This is a genomic window from Polaromonas sp. DSP2-3-2b2 (genome assembly GCF_049895905.1).
Lineage (GTDB): Bacteria > Pseudomonadota > Gammaproteobacteria > Burkholderiales > Burkholderiaceae_C > Polaromonas.
Genome location: NZ_JAFCTH010000002.1, coordinates 266,545 through 283,977, shown reverse-complemented (window position 1 = coordinate 283,977; position 17,433 = coordinate 266,545). Strand labels below are relative to the sequence as shown.

Genomic DNA, 17,433 nt, shown 5'->3' with positions numbered 1-17,433 from the left:
TAGGCGGCTTGAGGTGTGGCGCGTTTAATTCAGTACATGGGCATTTCGCGCCCAATATTTCAGGAGAAGATCATGAAGACAAGCATCCGGACCCATCGCTCTGCCATCCTGGCTGGCGTCGCCGCCACGCTGGCCGTGGCCGCCATGGGCTTTGTGGGCGCTGCCCAGGCGCGCGACAACGTGAGCTGGTCGGTTGGGGTCGGCATTCCGGGCGCGTTGGTGAATGTGGGCAACGTGGGCTCGGTGTACCCGCAGCCCATCTATGTCCAGCCACAGCCGGTTTACGTTCAGCCAGCGCCGCGCTACTACCAGCCGCAGCCGGTGTATGTGCAGCCCGCTCCGCGCTACTACGAGCCACGTCCTGTGTTCGTGAGGCCGGCGCCGGTGTACCTGGCGCCGCAGCCGATTTACTACGAGCGCCGTCATGGCCACCACAGGCGCCATGATGGCGGCAACTATGTCCAGGGCAACGGCAACGGCTACGGGCAGGATTATGGTCAGGTCTATTACCAGCGTGACGGCCGCGACGGCTACCGCGGCGACCGGCATGATGGCTACCGAGGCGATTGATATGACGACCGCCGCTGATCCGGCTATTTCCAATCCTTCACTATAAAAAGCCCGCAGGGCCTGAAGCCTGCGGGCTTTTTGACGCCTGTCGAGGCGTTATGAAGGGCATGTTGTGATCACATGCCCTTGCATTGGCAAGTAATCAAGCCGCTTTCCAGAAAATGTAGTCAGCCTGGTAGGGCAGCGTCAGCTTGTCGCCGACGTCGGTCTGGGTGCAAGCCTTGCTCAGGTCCTGTCCGCCCTTGGTCTTGATGCGCTGGATGTAGGTGATGTTCTGCATGGCGCCGGGCGCCGCGCCGGGCGTGCCCTTGGACAGCTGATAGGCCAGGTTGGTGGCGCCCGGGCGTGGGGCAATGGCGACCTGCGTGCCGACGACGCTGGAGCCGTCCATGTGCGTCCAGGTGGCCGGCGGGCCGGAATACTTGGCCACGTTCTTGCCGGTGCGGTCCATCAGGTCAGCCTGCGGGCTGGCGAGTACCCAGCCAATGGCGCCGTTCATGGCCGGGTTGGCCTTGCATTCGTAGTTGAGGATGCCGACCGCTGTGGTTTCCAGCGCCACCACATGGCCCGATGGCACCTGGATCTGGTCGTCCAGCCGTTCCTGGGTGTATTCCTTGGGCGGCGCCTTGACACCGGCGCAGCCAGCCAGCAGGGCGACCGAGCTGGTCACGAAGGCCAGCGCCAGTACCGCGCTTTTGCTGCGCATGCCGACGGGAGTGTGTGCGTTCTTCATCTGTTTCCTCATGTGGTGGTTGCTACGCATTTCAGTAAACCGCAAGGCGCAAAGCCCGGCGGTAGGACGCTGCGCTGACTCACTGAGGGACATTTCCAGCATGTAAAGTAAAAACGGTGGCGTGACTTGCACTTATTGCCCGAAGCGCGGGCCATCGCGCAGGAAGTCGATTTCCTCGGTGCTGCTGGCGCGGCCCAGCACCGCATTGCGGTACGGAAAACGGCCGAACCGGGCAATGATGGCCTGGTGGTGGATGGCAAAGTCGAGGTTGCCCTGCAGCTTGGGCTTGAGCGTGTCGGGCGCGTCGGCCACCAGTTGCGCCAAGCAGGCCACGCATTGGTCCTGCAGGGCCAAGTCTTCGGCGTGCATCAGCGGCATGTACAAAAACAGCCGGCCAACCCACGGCAGTTGCCGGTCTTCATGCTGCGCCAGGGTGTTCAGCGTCAATTGCCGCGCCCGGGCGTCGCCGTCAAAGGCCCAGGAACCAGCGCCGGTTCAGGTCCTCGGACGGCCAGCCCAGCGCCAGGCCATCGCCCAGCCAGAATTCGAGGATGTCGGTGACAAGGCCGGGTTGCGGTGCAGGCGCGCAGCGTGGTGGGGTCATGGTCCCGCAAGCTTAGCAGCGGCCAGGTGGCCCGGCCATGGCGCGTGCTCAGGGCTTGGTGCCAGCAGCGATAATCAGGCCCATTTTGAATGGAGCCAGCGTGGATATTGCACTGTTGATCAAAGCCGCCATCATGGGCATTGTCGAGGGACTGACCGAATTCCTTCCCATTTCATCGACCGGTCACCTGATCCTGGCCGGCGCGCTGCTGGGTTTTGACGACGACAAGGCCAAGGTGTTCGACATTGCCATCCAGACCGGTGCCATTTTTGCGGTGATCCTGGTGTACTGGCAAAAAATCCGCAGCACATTGATCGCGCTGCCGAACGAAAAGCAGGCGCAGCAGTTTGCGCTCAATGTCTTGGTGGCTTTTTTGCCGGCGGTGGTGCTGGGGCTGCTGTTTGGGAAGGCCATCAAGGCGCATCTGTTCACGCCGGTGGTGGTGGCCAGCGCCTTCATCGTCGGCGGCTTCATCATTTTGTGGGCCGAGAAGCGCCAGCAGCGCAACCCGGCGGTGGTTCGCATCCACGATGTCGAGTCGATGACGACGATGGACGCGCTCAAGGTCGGGCTGGTGCAGTGCCTGGCGATGATTCCGGGCACCAGCCGCAGCGGATCGACCATCATCGGCGGCATGCTGCTGGGCCTGTCGCGCAAGGCGGCGACCGATTTTTCGTTCTACCTGGCGATTCCGACGCTGATCGGCGCGGGCGGCTACAGCCTGTTCAAGGACCGCGCGCTGCTGTCGATGGCCGACGCGCCGATGTTCGGCGTCGGCCTGCTGTTTTCCTTCCTGAGCGCCTGGCTGTGCATTCGCTGGCTGCTGCGCTACATCGCCAGCCACGACTTCGTGCCGTTTGCCTGGTATCGCATTGCGTTTGGCATCGTGGTGCTGGCCACCGCCTGGAGCGGGCTGGTGAACTGGTCGGGCTGAGCCAGAAACTCGTAACTACTTGCCTCGCCGCAGGTCAACGGCTTTATCGGTCCTTGGTGTTGGCCTTGCTTGGCGAAGCGCTGGAATGCGTTGACTTTGCTTGCTTCTTCAGTGGATTGAGGGGTGAGCGCCTTCCCGGCGGGGGGTAACTTTCTTTTCTGGCAAAAAAGAAAGTCACCAAAGAAAGTTGCTTATGGAGCGGGTTAGAGCTGAGCGCTCTGTCGGGCCATCGCTTCGCTTGGCCCTGGATTCTCTGATCGGCGGCCAATCGCCCATGCCTGTGGCTGGCTGGTTCTACCCTTCGTTCGCCAACAGCTTCACGCTCTGCTTGATCTGCCTGGCTTGCGCTGCGCGCTTCGCTTTTTATTGCGGCCGCACCATTTTTCTTTCTCTCCTGCTGTGTGTCGGCTGGTGGGGTCGGTGGCTGTGGCTGCAGTTGCGGAACCACGATGGTTCTTTTCACTGTTCGATGTCAGCCTTTCCCATCCTGCCTGCCATGGCCGAGTAAAAAAGGCAAGCAACTGCCGGCAGTGCTTGAGGCACAAAAGAAACGATCAAGCAGAGCGTGAAGCTGTTGGTGAACGAGCGGTAGAACCAGCCAGCGACCGGCATCGCCACCAGCCCTCAGATCCAGGTGCCCAGGGCCGAGCGCAGCGATGGCCCGTCAGAGCGTTCAGCTCTAACCCGCTCCCGACCCCCAGGCAACTTTCTTTCGTGAGTTTCTTTTTTGCCAGAAAAGAAAGTTACCCCCGCCGGGGAGGCGCTCACCCCTCAATCCACAGAAGAAGCTACCCAAAGCCCCAAGCCCAAAAACAAAAACAGAAACAGAAAACGCAGCAATCAAATCAAAAGCGTTGGTAGTTAAAAAAATATAAGAAAATCCGGCTTTCCGCAAGTTGGGTAAAGCTTTACAGCTATCTATTCCGTAGCAGACCGTGGGCGCCTGGCCTGGCGCACGCAGAATGCCGCGCAAGCCAGCTTCAGCCCACGAAGTTCAGCAGCGCCGCCTCGATGGCGGCGGCCGTGGCCAGCGGCTTTTCCATCGGAAACAGGTGGCTGCCGTCGAGCATCATGATGCGGCCGTGGGTGATTTTTTGCGTCATCGCCATGCCGACCTGCTTCATCTCGACCGACTGGCGCCCGCCGATAAAGGCCGACGGGCATTGCAGCGGATGCGTTTTGAGCAGGCTTTCCAGATTGTCGGGCAGGGTGTTGTAGATCGCGGTTTCCACGTCGCGGTCAAAACTCAGCAGACGCTGGCCCTGCGCGCTGCCGCCTTCGTCATGCGTGCCGTGGTCGATGTAGTCGCGCAGCACCTGCTCGTCCCAGCGGGCAAAGGCTTTCTTGCTGCGAAAGTGCGCCAGCACCTCGTCCCGGCCCAGCCACTGCTGGCGGCGCTTGCGGCTGATGGCGCCGGGCGAGATCGAGCCGACCAGCTTGGCCCGCTTGGCCACGCTGAGCGCCTTGGCGCGCCAGCCGCCCAGCACGGGCGAGTCGATCAGCAGCACGCCGCCCACCTTGCGGCCGCCAAGTTCGGGATGGCGGGCGGCGCACATCAGGCTGAGAAAACCGCCCAGCGAATGGCCGACCAGAAAAGCCGGCTGGCCAGACTTTTCGACTTCGTGGCTGGCAAAGTCGGCCAGTTGCTGCACCAGGTTGGGCCAGTTGCTGGTGACCGGGTAGCGCGGGTCATGGCCGAATTTTTCAATCGCCTGGATTTGAAAACCCCGTGCCTTCAGGCTCTGGAACAGCACGCCGTAGGTGCTGGCCGGAAAGCTGTTGCCATGGGAAAAAATGATGAGGGGCTTGGGGCTTTTGGGCACTGAAATAAGGGGAAAGCTGCGACGCGCAGGGCCGCAGTGGTTGCCCGGAGGTAAATGTCGATGAAGGGTCAGTGAAATAAAAAAAGGCCTAGATCAGCTTTTCTTGCGGCGTGCTGATCTTTTTCAGCGCGGCATGGCGGCCGGCCGGCATCTTGATCGGCGTTTCGGTGTGCGCATCGTCCCAGACCGGGTCTTCGATGCTGTCGAACACCTGGCGCAGCTTTTGCCCCCAGCTGTTGTGCATCATGTTGTAGTAGGGGTTGTCGTGGTCGATGCAGACGATCTTGTCGCTTTTGAAGCTGTCGGCCTCATACACCACCAGGTCCAGCGGCAGGCCGACCGACAGGTTGGACTTCATGGTCGAATCCATCGACACCAGCGCGCATTTGGCGGCCTCGTCCAGCGGGGTTTCGGGCCGGATGACCCGGTCGAGCACCGGCTTGCCGTACTTGGACTCGCCGATCTGGAAGTAGGGCGTTTCGTCGGTGGCTTCGATGAAGTTGCCAGGCGAATACACCTGGAACAGGCGCATGCCTTCGCCCTTGATCTGGCCGCCGAAGACCAGCGACACGTTGAAGCCGACATCGTCGTTGCGTAGCGCCCGGGCGTCATGCTCATGGACGCGGCGTATGGCCGAGCCGAGCACGCGGGCGGCATCGAACATGCTTTTGGCGTTCCAGATGGTGATCGGGTCGCCACCGTCGCGGTCGCGTATTTCCTCGGTCTGCAGGATCTCGCGCACCGACTGCGAGATCGACAGGTTACCGGCCGTCAGCAGCACCATGAAGCGGTCGCCGGGCTTTTCGTAAACGATCATCTTGCGAAAGGTGCTGATGTGGTCCAGGCCCGCGTTGGTGCGGGAGTCGGACAGGAAAACCAGTCCGGCATTGAGTTTGATGGCGACGCAGTAAGTCATGGCTTGGGGAGGAGTTTGAGAGTACATGGAACGCTTGACATTCAGGTGGCATCGGCAAGCTTCTTGAGCCGGTACAGCGCATCGAGCGCCTCGCGGGGCGTCAAGGTGTCAGGCTCTATTGTCGCCAATGCCGCGTCAAGGGCTGAGGGTTCGGCCGCCGGCGGCTGCGGCGGCAGGGCAAACAGGTCGACTTGCGCGCTGGCCTGGGCTTGCTGGGCTTCGAGCGCAGCCAGCGCGTGGCGCGCGTGGTTGACGACGGCGGCAGGCACGCCGGCCAGCTTGGCAACGGCAATGCCGTAGCTCTTGCTGGCCGGGCCGGGCTCGATATGGTGCATGAACACAATGTCGCTGCCCGACTCGACCGCGCTGACGTGCACGTTGACCGCACCGTGGTGCTGCGCCGGAAATTCGGTCAGCTCGAAGTAATGCGTGGCAAACAGCGTGAACGCCTGCGCTTTGTTGTGCAGGTAGGCGGCAATGCCTCCGGCCAGCGCCAGGCCGTCGAAGGTCGAGGTGCCACGCCCGATCTCGTCCATCAGCACCAGCGAATGCGGGGTGGCGGCATGCAGAATCTGCGCGGCTTCGAGCATTTCCAGCATGAAGGTCGATTGCGCGTTAGCCACGTCGTCGGCCGCGCCGATGCGCGTGTGGATGGCGTCGATCGGCCCGAGCCGGCAGTCTTTAGCGGGCACGTAGGAACCCACACTGGCCAGCAGCACGATCAGCGCGACCTGGCGCATGTAGGTCGATTTGCCGCCCATGTTGGGGCCGGTGATGATTTGCATCCGGCTTTTGCCGGTGAGGCAGCAGTCGTTGGCGAAGAAGGCGCCGCCGCCCGTTTCAAGCAGCCGGGCTTCCACCACCGGATGCCGTCCCTGCTTGACGTCGATGCACGGCTCGCGGACGAACACCGGTGCGCACCAGCCCAGCGTCAGCGAGCGCTCGGCCAGCGCGCACAGCGCATCGAGCGCGGCAATGGCGCGCGCCAGCCGGCTCAAGGCGGGCACGAAGTCCTGCAACTGGTCGAGCAATTGCTCGTACAGCCACTTTTCGCGCTCCAGCGCCTTCGCCGAGGCCGACAGTGCCTTGTCCTCGAAGGTCTTGAGTTCGGGCGTGATGAAGCGTTCGGCATTCTTCAGCGTCTGGCGGCGCCGGTAGTCGGCCGGCACCTTGTCCAGCTGGCCCTGCGTGACTTCGATGTAAAAGCCGTGCACCTTGTTGAACTGCACGCGCAGGTTGGCAATGCCGGTGCGCGCCTTTTCGCGGCTTTCGAGGTCGAGCAGGAAACCGTCGCAGTTGGTCTGGATGGCGCGCAGCTCGTCGAGTTCGGCGTCGCAACCGTGGTTGATGACGCCGCCGTCGCGGATCAGTGCGGCCGGCTCGTCGAGGATGCACTGGCGCAGCAGCTCGGCGCAGCCGGGCGGCGGCTGCAAATCCTCGAAAATGGTGGTTAAAAGTGCCGTTTGCGCAATACCCACGGGCGCAAGCAGCTCTGCTTTTTGTAGCGTCAGCTGCAGCGCCACCAGTTCGCGCGGCCGCACCTGGCGCAGCGCAATGCGCGCCGTGATGCGCTCGACATCGCTGCTGCCCTTGAGCCGGGCGCGCAGCGATTCCTGGGCGCCGCCGCGTAGTTGCGCGATGGCTTCCAGCCGGCTGGCGGCCTGGGCGCGATCGCGGCGCGGGCTGAGCAGCCAGCTTTTCAGCGCCCGGCTGCCCATGCCCGTGGTGCAGGTGTCGAGCAGCGAGAACAGCGTCGGCGCGCCTTCGCCGCGCAGGGTCTGCGTGAGTTCGAGGTTGCGCCGGGTCGCCAGGGGCAATTCGATCAGCTCGCCGGAACGCACCACCTGCAGGCCCTGCACATGCGAAAGCGCCCGGCCCTGCGTGTGCTCGGCATAGCCCAGCAGCGCCGAGGCGGCGGCATGCGCTTCACCCAGGGATTCGGCATGCCACGCCGCCAGCGAAGCCACCTTGAGCTGCTCCAGCAGGCGGCGCGCGCCCAGGGCCGCGTCGAACTGCCAGGCCGGACGGGCGCTGGCGGCGCAGCGCCAGGTTCTCAAGCGCTGCTCGAACGCCGGCGTCACATCAACGTTGTAGAGCAGTTCGCTGGGGGCGATGCGCGCCAGCCAAGTTTCCAGTTCGCTGCTGGCGCACTGCGCCAGGTGGATATCGCCCTGCGTCACGCTGAGCCAAGCCAGGCCGCAGGTGTTGCGCGCGCCCTGGTGCACCGTCAGCAGGATGGATTCGGTCTTGTCGTCGAGCAGTTCGGCGTCCAGCAGCGTGCCGGGCGTGACCACGCGCACTACTTTTCGCTCGACCGGCCCTTTGCTGGTGGCCACGTCGCCGACCTGCTCGCAGATCGCCACCGATTCGCCGAGCTTGATCAGCCTGGCGAGGTAGTTCTCCAGCGCATGAAACGGCACGCCGGCCATCACCACCGGCTCGCCGGCCGACTGGCCGCGCCGCGTCAGCGTGATGTCGAGCAGGCGCGCGGCCTTTTCGGCGTCGGCGTAGAAGACTTCGTAGAAGTCGCCCATGCGGTAGAAGACCAGCGTGTCGGGGTACTCGGCCTTGATGGCGTGGTACTGAACCATCATCGGCGTGTGGGGAGCGGCCTTGTCCGGGGAGGCCAAGGCCTTGGCTTTTTCGCTTGGCATTGAGTTCGCTGGCTTTTTCTGGCGGCCGTTGGGTGGGTTCAGGGTTCTTGCTGGGCGGGTCAAGCCGGACGCTGTCCTTTAGAAAGGCGCGTCTGGCGCCTGAACCGCTTCAGCCTCGGGCGCGGCTACGCTGCCGGCCTTGATGCGCTTGGCCTTGAGGGTCGGCTTGACGGCCGGTGCGGCTATCTCGCTGCCTTCGGCGGGCGCCTCGGCCTCGGCGCCGCCCAGCAGCGCCTGGCGAACGCTGGCTTTGTCGCCAGCGCCGGCAAATTTGCTGTACTTGCCCAGCGTGCCGACCAACTGGCCGTAGATGCGCGGGTTACCAGCCACGCATTCGCCATGGTCGATGAAGTCGGCCTCGCCGGTGAAGTTGCCGATCAGGCCGCCCGCTTCGGTGATCAGCAGCGAGCCCGCCGCCACGTCCCAAGGCTGCAGTCCGGTTTCGAAAAAGCCGTCGGTGAAGCCGGCCGCGACATGCGCCAGGTCCAGCGCGGCGGCGCCCGGCTGGCGCACGGCGGTGCACTGGCTCATGACTTCGCCGAGCATGTTCAGGTAGGGCTTGAGCTTGTCGCCGGGGCGGTAGGGAAAGCCGGTCGAGATCAGGCATTCCTGCAGGCGCGTGCGCTTGCCGACGCGGATGCGGCGGTCGTTGACGTAGGAGCCGCGGCCCTTGCTGGCGCTGTAGATATCGTTGCGGTTCGGGTCGTAGACCACCGCCTGCTCGACCTTGCCGCGCACGGCCAGCGCAATGCTGACGCAGTAAAACGGAAAGCCGTGGATGAAGTTGGTGGTGCCGTCCAGCGGATCGATGATCCAGACGAATTCGGAGTCTTTCGCGCCATGCTCGCTGCCCGATTCCTCGGCCAGGATGCCGTGGCCGGGATAGGCGGTCAGCAGGGTTTCGATGATCGCGGCTTCGGCGGCTTTGTCGACTTCGGTGACGAAGTCGTTGGTCTGCTTGACCGACACGCGGACCGCCTCGACGTCAAGGGCGGCGCGGTTGATGAGGGCGCCGGCGGCGCGCGCAGCCTTGACGGCCACGTTAAGCATGGGATGTAGATTGCTGGACATAGAGGGTAAGAAAGAGCGGGCAGGAACTGCAAAACCGGGAACCGGTGGCAGGCGACAATAGCGGATTTTACCGGCTTCGCCCGCCTGGCCCGGAATCACCCCGGCAGCCGGATTTTCGCGCTAGCGCTCCGGCCTCTTTTTATCCCATGAAAACCCGCTTCATCCTGATCAACACCAGCCACGCCGGCAACGTCGGCGCCACCGCCCGCGCCATGAAAACCATGGGTTTTGACGACCTGATGCTGGTCGCGCCGCGCTGGGCCAATGTGCTGCGGCGCGAGGAAACCATCCAGCGGGCCAGCGGCGCGCTGGATGTGTTGAACAATGCAAGGATTGTCGAGACGCTGGACGAGGCGCTCGACGGCATGGCGCATCTGTGCGCCACGGCGATGACGCCGCGCGACTTCGGTCCGCCAACGCGAGCGCCGCGCGTGCATTTTGCCGAACTGCTGGCAACGTCTAGTTTGCTATCGAAAGGTGAGCTACCAGCGCCCGTGGATAATGCGCAAAAGCCCGATTCGGTTGCTTTTTTGTTCGGCTCCGAGCGTTTCGGCATGCAGAACGAGGACGTCTACCGCTGCCATGTTGCCCTGAGCATTCCGACCGATCCCAAGTTCGGCTCGCTCAACCTCGGTGCGGCGGTGCAGCTGATTGCCTACGACTGGCGCGAAGCACTGGGCGGCTTTGGCATTCAGGCCGCGCCTGAAGAACCCCGGCTGGCCGATGCCGCCGCCGTCAGCGGCATGCTCAGGCACTGGGAAGAAGCGCTGGTCCACATCGGCTTTCTCGATCCGGCATCGCCCAAGAAGCTGATGCCGCGCCTGAACCAGCTGTTCAACCGCGCGCAGCTCAGCCCGGAAGAAATCCACATCCTGCGCGGCGTCGCCAAGGCCATGATGCGGCAGGCGGCCGATCAAGCCCAGCCTGCGCAGGACAAGGCGCCCGCGCCAGCGGATACGCCGGCCAGCGCCTAAACTTCCTGCCATGTTTTCCAGACTCCGCTCCGACATCCAGTGCATCCTTGAACGCGACCCGGCCGCCCGCACCCGCTGGGAGGTGCTGACCTGCTACCCCGGCCTGCATGCGCTGGTGCTGCACCGGCGCGCGCACTGGTGCTGGAGCCACGGCTTCAAGTGGCTGGGGCGTTTCATCTCGCACATCTCGCGCGGGCTGACCGGCATCGAAATCCATCCCGGCGCGCAGATTGCCGGCTGCGTGTTCATTGACCACGGCATGGGCGTGGTGATTGGCGAAACCGCCGAGATCGGTTCCGGCTGCACCATCTACCACGGCGTCACGCTGGGCGGCACCTCGCTCTACAAGGGCACCAAGCGCCATCCGACACTCGGCAAAAACGTGGTCGTGGGCGCTGGCGCGCAGGTGTTGGGCGGCTTCACCGTCGGCGACGGCGCGCGTATCGGCTCGAATGCCGTGGTCGTCAAGCCGGTTCCGCCCGGGGCCACGGCCGTGGGCAACCCGGCGCGCATCATCCAGCCCGGCGCTGACTTGAAGCGCGAGGAGGCGGCCAGCCAGATGGGCTTTTCAGCCTACGGCGTGACGCAAAGCGACGATCCGCTGAGCCAGGCGCTGCGCGGGCTGATCGACAATGCCTCGGGGCAAGAGCACCAGATTGCGCTGCTCTGGCAGGCGATTGAAAAGCTCTCAAGCCTGCCGGCCGCGCCGCACCGCGATTGCGTGCCGAAGGATGCCGCGCTGCAGGAAAACTTCGAGGCCGAGCGGCTGAACCAGCTGGTTGGCAAATAGCCGGCGGATGCGCCGGCCATCAAACGTTTGAAACGTTTATTTGGCGGCCGCAGGGGCTGATGCCGCCGCTGCTGCTTTTTCCGCAGCGGCTTTTTGTTTGTCTTCCGGGTTCATCGCCCCGGCGATGGCGCTGCCGGCCATGGTTCCGACCACCGCGCCAACGGCCACGGAACCCATGGTGCCCATCATGCTGGAGCCCGCTGCTGCCGGTGCGGCTGCAGGCGCTGTCGCGGGGGCCGGTGCGGCGGCGGCCGGGGCTTTGGCGGGTGCGGGAGCCGACGTGCGCGGTGCGGCTTTCGTGCCGCCGCCCATGCGCTTGGCATGGGCCAGCGAAGGCAGCGTCAGGGAAGCCACAGCCAGGGCAACGATGGAAAGGCTGGTGCGAAAAGAAGCGTTCATGGAGTCACTCAGGTAAAAAAGCCAAACAAGAATGCCGGGGCTTTGCTGCCCGGCTTTTCCCGCTGCATTCTTCAAGTGCAAATACAGCGTTGCCGGCTTTTATACCGCGCGAGTGGCGTTCCTGGGCCTAAAGGCCTTGCAAACCGCCGGGTCGGTTTCCAGGTAAGGCCCGCCGATCAGGTCGATGCAATAGGGCACGGCGGCAAAAATGCCGGGTACGACCGATTCACCCGCCTCGTTCCTCAGGCCTTCCAGCGTCTCGGCAATCGCCTTGGGCTGGCCGGGCAGGTTCAGGATCAGGCTCTGGCCGCGAATCACCGCCACCTGGCGCGACAGGATGGCGGTGGGAACGAATTTCAGGCTGATCTGGCGCATCTGCTCGCCAAAGCCGGGCATGACCCTGTGCGCCACGGCCAGCGTGGCCTCGGGCGTCACGTCGCGTAGCGCCGGGCCGGTGCCGCCGGTGGTCAGCACCAAGGCGCAGCCGGCGTCCACCAATTCGATCAGCGCGCTGCTGATGCCGGCCTGCTCATCGGGAATCAGCCGCTCTTCAAACGTGATCGGGTTGCGCAGGGCGCGCGTCAGCCAGTCCTTCAGGGCGGGCAGGCCCTTGTCCACATACACGCCGCTTGAGGCCCGGTCGCTGACCGACACGATGCCGATCCTGACCGCGTCGAAACCCTGGTTCATGCCTTGGGTTCCTCGGCCATGGCCAGCTTGACCAGCTGGAAAATCTCGCGGTAGGACTTGCCGTGGCGCGGCGCCTCGCCCGGCGTTTCGGGCTTGGCAATGTCTTTTTTGGCCTGGCGGATCAGCGCGCGCAGCTGCTGGGAATCGGTGGCGGGGTAGTCGGTCAGCCACTGGCTGAGCGCATCGTCCGACGCGATCAGCTTGTCGCGCCACTGCTCGGCCAGGTGCAGCGCCAGCGTCAGGTCGGCCGAGCCGTTGGCCTGCTCGTCAATTGCCGCGCGGATCGGCTCGGTGTCGAGCGGGCGCATCAGCTTGCCGATGAACTGCATCTGGCGGCGCCGGCCTTCAAAGTTGGTGATGCGCCGGGCTTCCTTGAGCGCGTCGAGCAGCTTGTCGGGCAGGTCCAGGCGCGCCATCAGGTCGGCGCGCAGCGTGAGCAGCGCCTCGCCGAGCGCCTGTTTTTCGTCGGCCTCGGCCTTGAGCTGGGTCTTGCTGGGTGGACCCACTTCTTCGAGGGCAATTTCTTCGGGTTTCACGAAGCGGCCGTTGGACCAGTAGCCTTTGATGGCCTTGGGAGTCTTGTTGTTCATAGGGCTTAGTATCATAGCTACATGACCCAACAAACTTCTGCCCGTTCTTCTCGCACCGTTTCCCGTGCCAAAACCAGCCAGCCCGAAGCCGGTTTCAGCTACCACCGCGACTTTTTTGAAGACCTGGTCGATACCGCGCTGAGCCATGCCAAAAAACTCGGCGCCACTGATGCGGCCGCCGAAGCGTCGGAAGGCTGCGGCCTGTCGGTCAGCGTGCGCAAGGGTGAACTGGAGTCGGTCGAGCGCAACCGCGACAAGTCGCTCGGCATCACGGTGTATGTCGGCAAGAAGCGCGGCAATGCCTCGACCAGCGATTTTTCGAAGGCCGCCATCCAGCAGACCGTGAAGGCCGCCTATGACATCGCCAGCTTCACGGCCGAAGACGAGACTTCGGGCCTGCCCGACGAGCAGGACATTGCCACAGAACACCCGGCGCTGGACCTGTTCCACCCGTGGGCCATCACGTCCGAGGAGGCCGCCCACCTGGCCTTGCAGTGCGAAGCCGCCGCCTTCGCCACCTCCCGCCTGATCACCAACAGCGAAGGCGCGGGCGTGTCGGCGCAGCAAAGCCATTTCTTCAGCGCCCATTCCAAGGGTTTTCGCGGCGGCTACGCCAGTTCGCGCCACAGCATTTCGGTGGCGCCGATAGCCGGCAAGGGCAAGCAGATGCAGCGCGACGCCTGGTACAGCTCGATGCGCGACGCCAGCGACCTGGCCCGCCCCGACGTGGTGGGCCGCTATGCCGCCGAACGCGCGCTGGCCCGCCTGAAGGGCCGCAAGATTCCCACCGTCGAATGCGCGGTGCTGTTCGAGTCGCCGCTGGCCGCCGGCCTGCTGGGCGGCTTTGTGCATGCCGTCAGTGGCGGCGCGCTGTACCGCAAGAGCACTTTCCTGGCGAACAGCCTGGGCAAGCTGGCCTTCCCGAAACACATCGACATCCATGAAGACCCCTACCTGCTCAAGGGCAAGGGCAGTTCGCCGTTCGATGACGAAGGCGTCAAGACCAGCGCCCGCCAAGTGGTGGAAGCGGGACGCGTCGCCGGCTATTTCCTGAGCACCTATTCGGCCCGCAAGCTCGGCATGCGCACCACCGGCAATGCCGGCGGCTCGCACAACCTCACGCTCACCAGCCGGAAAACGAAAGCCGGCGACGACCTGGACGCCATGCTGCGCAAGCTGGGCACCGGCCTGTTCGTGACCGAGCTGATGGGGCAGGGCGTGAACTACGTGACCGGCGACTATTCGCGCGGCGCTTCGGGTTATTGGGTCGAGAACGGCGAAATCGCGTTTCCGGTCGAGGAAATAACGATTGCCGGCAACCTGAAAGACATGCTGCTGGGTATTCAGGCCGTGGGCGCCGACACCTACAACTACGGCGCCAAGACCGTGGGTTCAATCCTGGTCAACCGGATGAAAGTCGCCGGATCCTGAGCTTTTCAAAACCACGGCTGCAGGCCATGCGCCGGCAGTCAACAGCCAAGCACATTCACAAAAAATCATCAGGCCTGTTTTATTTACCCTGAAAAATGTAAGTAAATTGTTACCCGTGTGTTGAATTCCAGGTAAAGGTATGTAACCTGCTGGCTTGCATATTTTTTGTCATTTAGGAAAACCAAATTGGCGTTACAACACACTCTGGCTGCAGGCCTGGCCGCTCTACTCCCGCTTATTGGCTTGGCGCAAGCCAGCCCGGCGCCTGTCCAGACCTTCTACACCTGGCAAGCCGCGCCGACCCTGACAACGGCCGAAGCCTATTTCACCAACCTGCAGAACGGCGCGAAGATTGAAACGCCATTTCGCATCACGTTTGGGCTGACCAGCAACTGGGGGCTTGCCCCGATCAGTGTTCCGCAGGCCGGAAAGAGCGGTCACCATCATCTTTTGATCAACCGTGGGCTTCCCCTGGATTTCAAAAAAGCCTTGCCTTTTGATGACCAATACATCCACTTCGGCAAGGGGCAGATGGAAACGGTCTTGATGCTGGAGCCTGGCACCTACACTTTGCGCCTGCTGTTGGCCGATGACAGGCACCTGCCGCATTTCGTTTACAGCAAACCCCTGAAGATCACAGTCACGCGAAAAAATAAAGACATTGATCCGCAGACCCTGGTCAGCAAGGGAATCAGTCTTCCAAACATTGCCCCTGATGCCCGTCTGAAAGGGCCGTTCAAGGTCCAGTTTCAGGCTTCAGGTCTCGATGTGGCCCATTTAAGCCAAAAACAAAAAGACACAGGCCATTTCCGTCTGACGGTGACACCCAAGAACGGCGACAAGCCGGTAAAAATGGATTTCCCGAACGGCCAGACCGAAACCCAGCTGGCGCCGCCAGTGGGTGCCTATGTCCTGAAGCTCGATTTGGTGGACAACCTGAATGCAGGAAAAATACTGGCTGACTCGGTGTCCACAACAGTGCGCGTGGAGTAAATCAAGAAGCCAGCGTGGCCTTTACCGCGCTAGACACCTGGCCCATGTCGGCCTTGCCGGCCAGTTGGGCCTTCACCGCGCCCATGACCTTGCCCATGTCGGCCGGTCCCACGGCGCGGCCCATTTCGGCGGCCAGCGCGGCGACGATGGCCTTGACCTCGGCCGTGACCTCATCACTGCTCAGGCGGGCGGGCAGGTAGGCCTGCAGCACCAGCAGCTCGGCTTTTTCCTTGTCGGCCAGGTCCTGGCGCGCGGCTTTTTCAAAGGCCTCGATGGAATCCTTGCGCTGCTTGATCAGCTTGTCCACGATGGCAACCGCCATCACGTCATCGACCACCACGCGCTCGTCCACTTCCTTTTGCTTGATCGCCGACAGCAGCAGCCGGATGGTGCCCAGGCGCTCGCTGTCCTTGGCGCGCATGGCGGTTTTCATGTCTTCGGTGATTTGTTCTTTGAGTGTCATGGCAGGGCTCCTGAAGGGTTGTGAATCTGGAAATAAAACAGCTGACGCTAGAAAACAAAAAAGCCCGCAGAGCGTCCTCTTGCGGGCTTGAGCTGCCGTGAGGCAAGTACTGATTTAGTACAGCTTCTTAGGCAACTGCATGGCGCGGATACGCTTGTAGTTGCGCTTGACGGCGGCTGCCTTCTTGCGCTTGCGCTCGGCGGTTGGCTTTTCGTAGAACTCGCGGGCGCGCAGGTCGGTCAGCAGGCCGAGTTTTTCGATGGTGCGCTTGAAGCGGCGCAGTGCGACGTCAAAGGGTTCGTTGTCTTTTACGCGAATGGTGGTCATTGATGAATCGATTCAAAAGATGCACTTTTCATTGATCTGATCAGGATCAGGCCAGGTGCGGGTTTGCTAGCAAAGCCTGCGAGTATAGCAGGCCCCCACGGTCGTTCGCTTCGCGTAACTCTCTGCCCCCCGAGGGGGTCGCTGCGCCTGCAGTCCGGCAAAGCCGGTCCTGCGGCCCCTGCTGGCAGGGAGGTAAAGTCCCCACGATCGAGCACTTTTCAGTCATTCATTTTAGCCGCCAGCGCATGCGCGCAGGCAAAGCCGCTGGCCCAGGCCCACTGGAAGTTGTAGCCGCCCAGCCAGCCGGTCACATCGACCACTTCGCCGATGAAATAGAGGCCCGGCTGCTTTGACTCCATGGTTTGCGATGACAGGTCGCGGGTGTCGACGCCGCCAACGGTGACTTCGGCCTTCCGGTAGCCTTCGGAGCCGTTGGGCGTGAGCTGCCAGTCGGCCAGTCGCTGGCCCAAGGTTTGCAGCGCCTTGTCGGTGGCATCAACGATCGGGCGCTGCAGGGCTGCGTCCTGGCCGACCCAGGCGTCGGCCAGGCGTCCGGGCACCAGGCTGGCGAGTTCGTTGGCGATCAGCTTTTTCGAGCTGGACTTGGCTCGCAAGAGCAGGGCGGGCAGGTCGATGCCCGGCGCCAGGTTGATGCGGACCGGCTGGCCTTCGCGCCAGAAGCTCGAAATCTGCAGCACCGCCGGACCGCTCAGGCCCCGGTGGGTGAACAGCAGGTCTTCGGCAAACACGACCGCTTTCTTGCGCTGTTTGGGCGTGGCATCTAGCGGTCCGGTTTCGATCAATACCGGCAGCGCCAGGCCTGCCAATTGGGCATAGGGCACCCAGGCGTCGCCGTCGAAGGTCAGCGGCACCAGCGCGGCTCTCGGTTCAATCAGGCGCAGATTGAATTGCTTCGCGATGCGGTAGCCGAAATCGGTCGCGCCGATTTTCGGAATCGACAGGCCGCCGGTGGCAATCACCACCTGCGGCGCTTCGATCAAACCCCGGTCGCTCTGGATTTGATAGCTGTTGATACCCGCCTGTTCTGCGCAAACCACGCTTTTGATACTGCAAGGCTGCCAGCGCGTGACCTGGCCGGCATCGCATTCGGCCAGCAGCAGGTTGATGATGTCCTCGGCCGAGCGGTCGCAAAAAAGCTGGCCCTTGTGTTTTTCGTGAAATGGCACCTGGTGACGCTGCAGCAGTTCGATGAAGTCCTGCGGCGTGTAGCGCGACAGGGCGGAGCGGCAAAAGTGCGGGTTCTCGCTCAGGAACTGGGCCGGCGTGGCGTCGCGGTTGGTGAAGTTGCAGCGCCCGCCACCCGAGATGCGGATTTTCTCGGCCACCTTGTCGCTGTGGTCCACCAGCAAGACCTTCAGGCCGCGCTGGCCCGCCTGACCCGCGCAAAACAGGCCGGCCGCGCCGGCGCCAATCACCACCACATCGAATTTATAAGTCAAATCAGCCTCTT

General features: G+C 63.1%; 20 protein-coding genes. 6 read left to right on the top strand and 14 right to left on the bottom strand.

Features of this window, described 5'->3' with window-relative positions; genetic code table 11:
- Positions 1-72 precede the first annotated feature (72 nt).
- The gene (locus ACP7AD_RS03300; protein ID WP_426144535.1) at positions 73-570 is read left to right on the top strand and encodes a hypothetical protein; all 498 of its coding nucleotides are present in this window, start codon (positions 73-75) and stop codon (positions 568-570) included.
- A gap of 142 nt (positions 571-712) precedes the next feature.
- On the opposite strand, the gene ACP7AD_RS03295 is transcribed toward ACP7AD_RS03300, so the two are convergent.
- From ACP7AD_RS03295 to ACP7AD_RS03285, 3 genes are all read right to left on the bottom strand, one after another.
- Complete coding sequence (locus tag ACP7AD_RS03295; RefSeq protein WP_426144536.1) at positions 713-1,303, bottom strand: DUF3455 domain-containing protein; 591 nt, start codon at positions 1,301-1,303, stop codon at positions 713-715.
- A gap of 132 nt (positions 1,304-1,435) precedes the next feature.
- A complete protein-coding gene (locus ACP7AD_RS03290) occupies positions 1,436-1,750 on the bottom strand; it encodes a DUF924 family protein (RefSeq protein ID WP_426144537.1) in 315 nt (104 codons plus the stop codon).
- 22 nt (positions 1,751-1,772) lie between these two features.
- Positions 1,773-1,907, bottom strand: a complete 135-nt coding sequence (locus ACP7AD_RS03285) for a hypothetical protein (RefSeq protein WP_426144538.1) — start codon at positions 1,905-1,907, stop codon at positions 1,773-1,775.
- 100 nt (positions 1,908-2,007) lie between these two features.
- On the opposite strand from ACP7AD_RS03285, the gene ACP7AD_RS03280 reads away from it, so the two are divergent.
- On the top strand, positions 2,008-2,841 hold the full coding sequence (locus ACP7AD_RS03280; RefSeq protein WP_426144539.1) for an undecaprenyl-diphosphate phosphatase: 834 nt from the start codon (positions 2,008-2,010) through the stop codon (positions 2,839-2,841).
- A 679-nt stretch (positions 2,842-3,520) separates the two neighbouring features.
- Here the strand turns inward: ACP7AD_RS03280 and ACP7AD_RS03275 are convergent.
- The 5 genes from ACP7AD_RS03275 to ACP7AD_RS03255 all read right to left on the bottom strand — a co-directional run bounded on the left by ACP7AD_RS03275 (position 3,521) and on the right by ACP7AD_RS03255 (position 9,305).
- Entirely contained in the window at positions 3,521-3,814 is a 294-nt protein-coding gene (locus tag ACP7AD_RS03275; RefSeq protein ID WP_426165982.1) for a hypothetical protein, read from the bottom strand.
- Between the two features lie 7 nt (positions 3,815-3,821).
- Positions 3,822-4,664 carry an alpha/beta hydrolase gene (locus ACP7AD_RS03270; protein WP_426144540.1) on the bottom strand — a complete coding sequence of 281 codons (843 nt, stop codon included), beginning with the start codon at positions 4,662-4,664 and terminating at the stop codon, positions 3,822-3,824.
- Positions 4,665-4,752: 88 nt separating this feature from the next.
- Positions 4,753-5,580: a peptidase gene (locus ACP7AD_RS03265; protein WP_426144877.1), complete on the bottom strand. Its 828-nt coding sequence runs from the start codon at positions 5,578-5,580 to the stop codon at positions 4,753-4,755.
- 41 nt (positions 5,581-5,621) lie between these two features.
- Positions 5,622-8,234, bottom strand: coding sequence for a DNA mismatch repair protein MutS (mutS, locus tag ACP7AD_RS03260; protein ID WP_426144541.1), 2,613 nt, complete (start codon positions 8,232-8,234; stop codon positions 5,622-5,624).
- A gap of 78 nt (positions 8,235-8,312) precedes the next feature.
- Positions 8,313-9,305: an inositol monophosphatase family protein gene (locus tag ACP7AD_RS03255; RefSeq protein ID WP_426144542.1), complete on the bottom strand. Its 993-nt coding sequence runs from the start codon at positions 9,303-9,305 to the stop codon at positions 8,313-8,315.
- Positions 9,306-9,451: 146 nt separating this feature from the next.
- On the opposite strand from ACP7AD_RS03255, the gene ACP7AD_RS03250 reads away from it, so the two are divergent.
- Positions 9,452-10,279, top strand: a complete 828-nt coding sequence (locus ACP7AD_RS03250) for an RNA methyltransferase (RefSeq protein WP_426144543.1) — start codon at positions 9,452-9,454, stop codon at positions 10,277-10,279.
- Between the two features lie 10 nt (positions 10,280-10,289).
- A complete protein-coding gene (cysE, locus tag ACP7AD_RS03245) occupies positions 10,290-11,069 on the top strand; it encodes a serine O-acetyltransferase (RefSeq protein ID WP_426144544.1) in 780 nt (259 codons plus the stop codon).
- A gap of 36 nt (positions 11,070-11,105) precedes the next feature.
- Here cysE and ACP7AD_RS03240 read toward each other — a convergent pair whose 3' ends face one another.
- The 3 genes from ACP7AD_RS03240 to yjgA form a co-directional block, all read right to left on the bottom strand.
- Positions 11,106-11,468 carry an ABC transporter substrate-binding protein gene (locus ACP7AD_RS03240; protein ID WP_426144545.1) on the bottom strand — a complete coding sequence of 121 codons (363 nt, stop codon included), beginning with the start codon at positions 11,466-11,468 and terminating at the stop codon, positions 11,106-11,108.
- A 99-nt stretch (positions 11,469-11,567) separates the two neighbouring features.
- Positions 11,568-12,158 carry a molybdopterin adenylyltransferase gene (gene mog, locus ACP7AD_RS03235; RefSeq protein ID WP_426144546.1) on the bottom strand — a complete coding sequence of 197 codons (591 nt, stop codon included), beginning with the start codon at positions 12,156-12,158 and terminating at the stop codon, positions 11,568-11,570.
- Positions 12,155-12,748, bottom strand: a complete 594-nt coding sequence (yjgA, locus tag ACP7AD_RS03230; protein WP_426144547.1) for a ribosome biogenesis factor YjgA — start codon at positions 12,746-12,748, stop codon at positions 12,155-12,157. Before yjgA ends, mog begins: the two co-directional genes overlap by 4 nt.
- A 21-nt stretch (positions 12,749-12,769) precedes the next feature.
- On the opposite strand from yjgA, the gene pmbA reads away from it, so the two are divergent.
- Positions 12,770-14,179 (top strand): metalloprotease PmbA, encoded by a 1,410-nt coding sequence (pmbA, locus tag ACP7AD_RS03225; RefSeq protein ID WP_426144548.1) that lies wholly within the window; start codon positions 12,770-12,772, stop codon positions 14,177-14,179.
- 186 nt (positions 14,180-14,365) lie between these two features.
- Positions 14,366-15,172 carry a DUF4399 domain-containing protein gene (locus tag ACP7AD_RS03220; RefSeq protein ID WP_426144549.1) on the top strand — a complete coding sequence of 269 codons (807 nt, stop codon included), beginning with the start codon at positions 14,366-14,368 and terminating at the stop codon, positions 15,170-15,172.
- A gap of 1 nt (position 15,173) precedes the next feature.
- On the opposite strand, the gene ACP7AD_RS03215 is transcribed toward ACP7AD_RS03220, so the two are convergent.
- The 3 genes from ACP7AD_RS03215 to ACP7AD_RS03205 all read right to left on the bottom strand — a co-directional run bounded on the left by ACP7AD_RS03215 (position 15,174) and on the right by ACP7AD_RS03205 (position 17,422).
- Positions 15,174-15,635, bottom strand: coding sequence for a GatB/YqeY domain-containing protein (locus ACP7AD_RS03215; protein WP_426144550.1), 462 nt, complete (start codon positions 15,633-15,635; stop codon positions 15,174-15,176).
- Positions 15,636-15,749: 114 nt separating this feature from the next.
- Positions 15,750-15,962 (bottom strand): 30S ribosomal protein S21, encoded by a 213-nt coding sequence (gene rpsU / locus ACP7AD_RS03210; RefSeq protein ID WP_011484193.1) that lies wholly within the window; start codon positions 15,960-15,962, stop codon positions 15,750-15,752.
- 218 nt (positions 15,963-16,180) lie between these two features.
- Positions 16,181-17,422, bottom strand: a complete 1,242-nt coding sequence (locus ACP7AD_RS03205) for an NAD(P)/FAD-dependent oxidoreductase (RefSeq protein WP_426144551.1) — start codon at positions 17,420-17,422, stop codon at positions 16,181-16,183.
- Positions 17,423-17,433 lie beyond the last annotated feature (11 nt).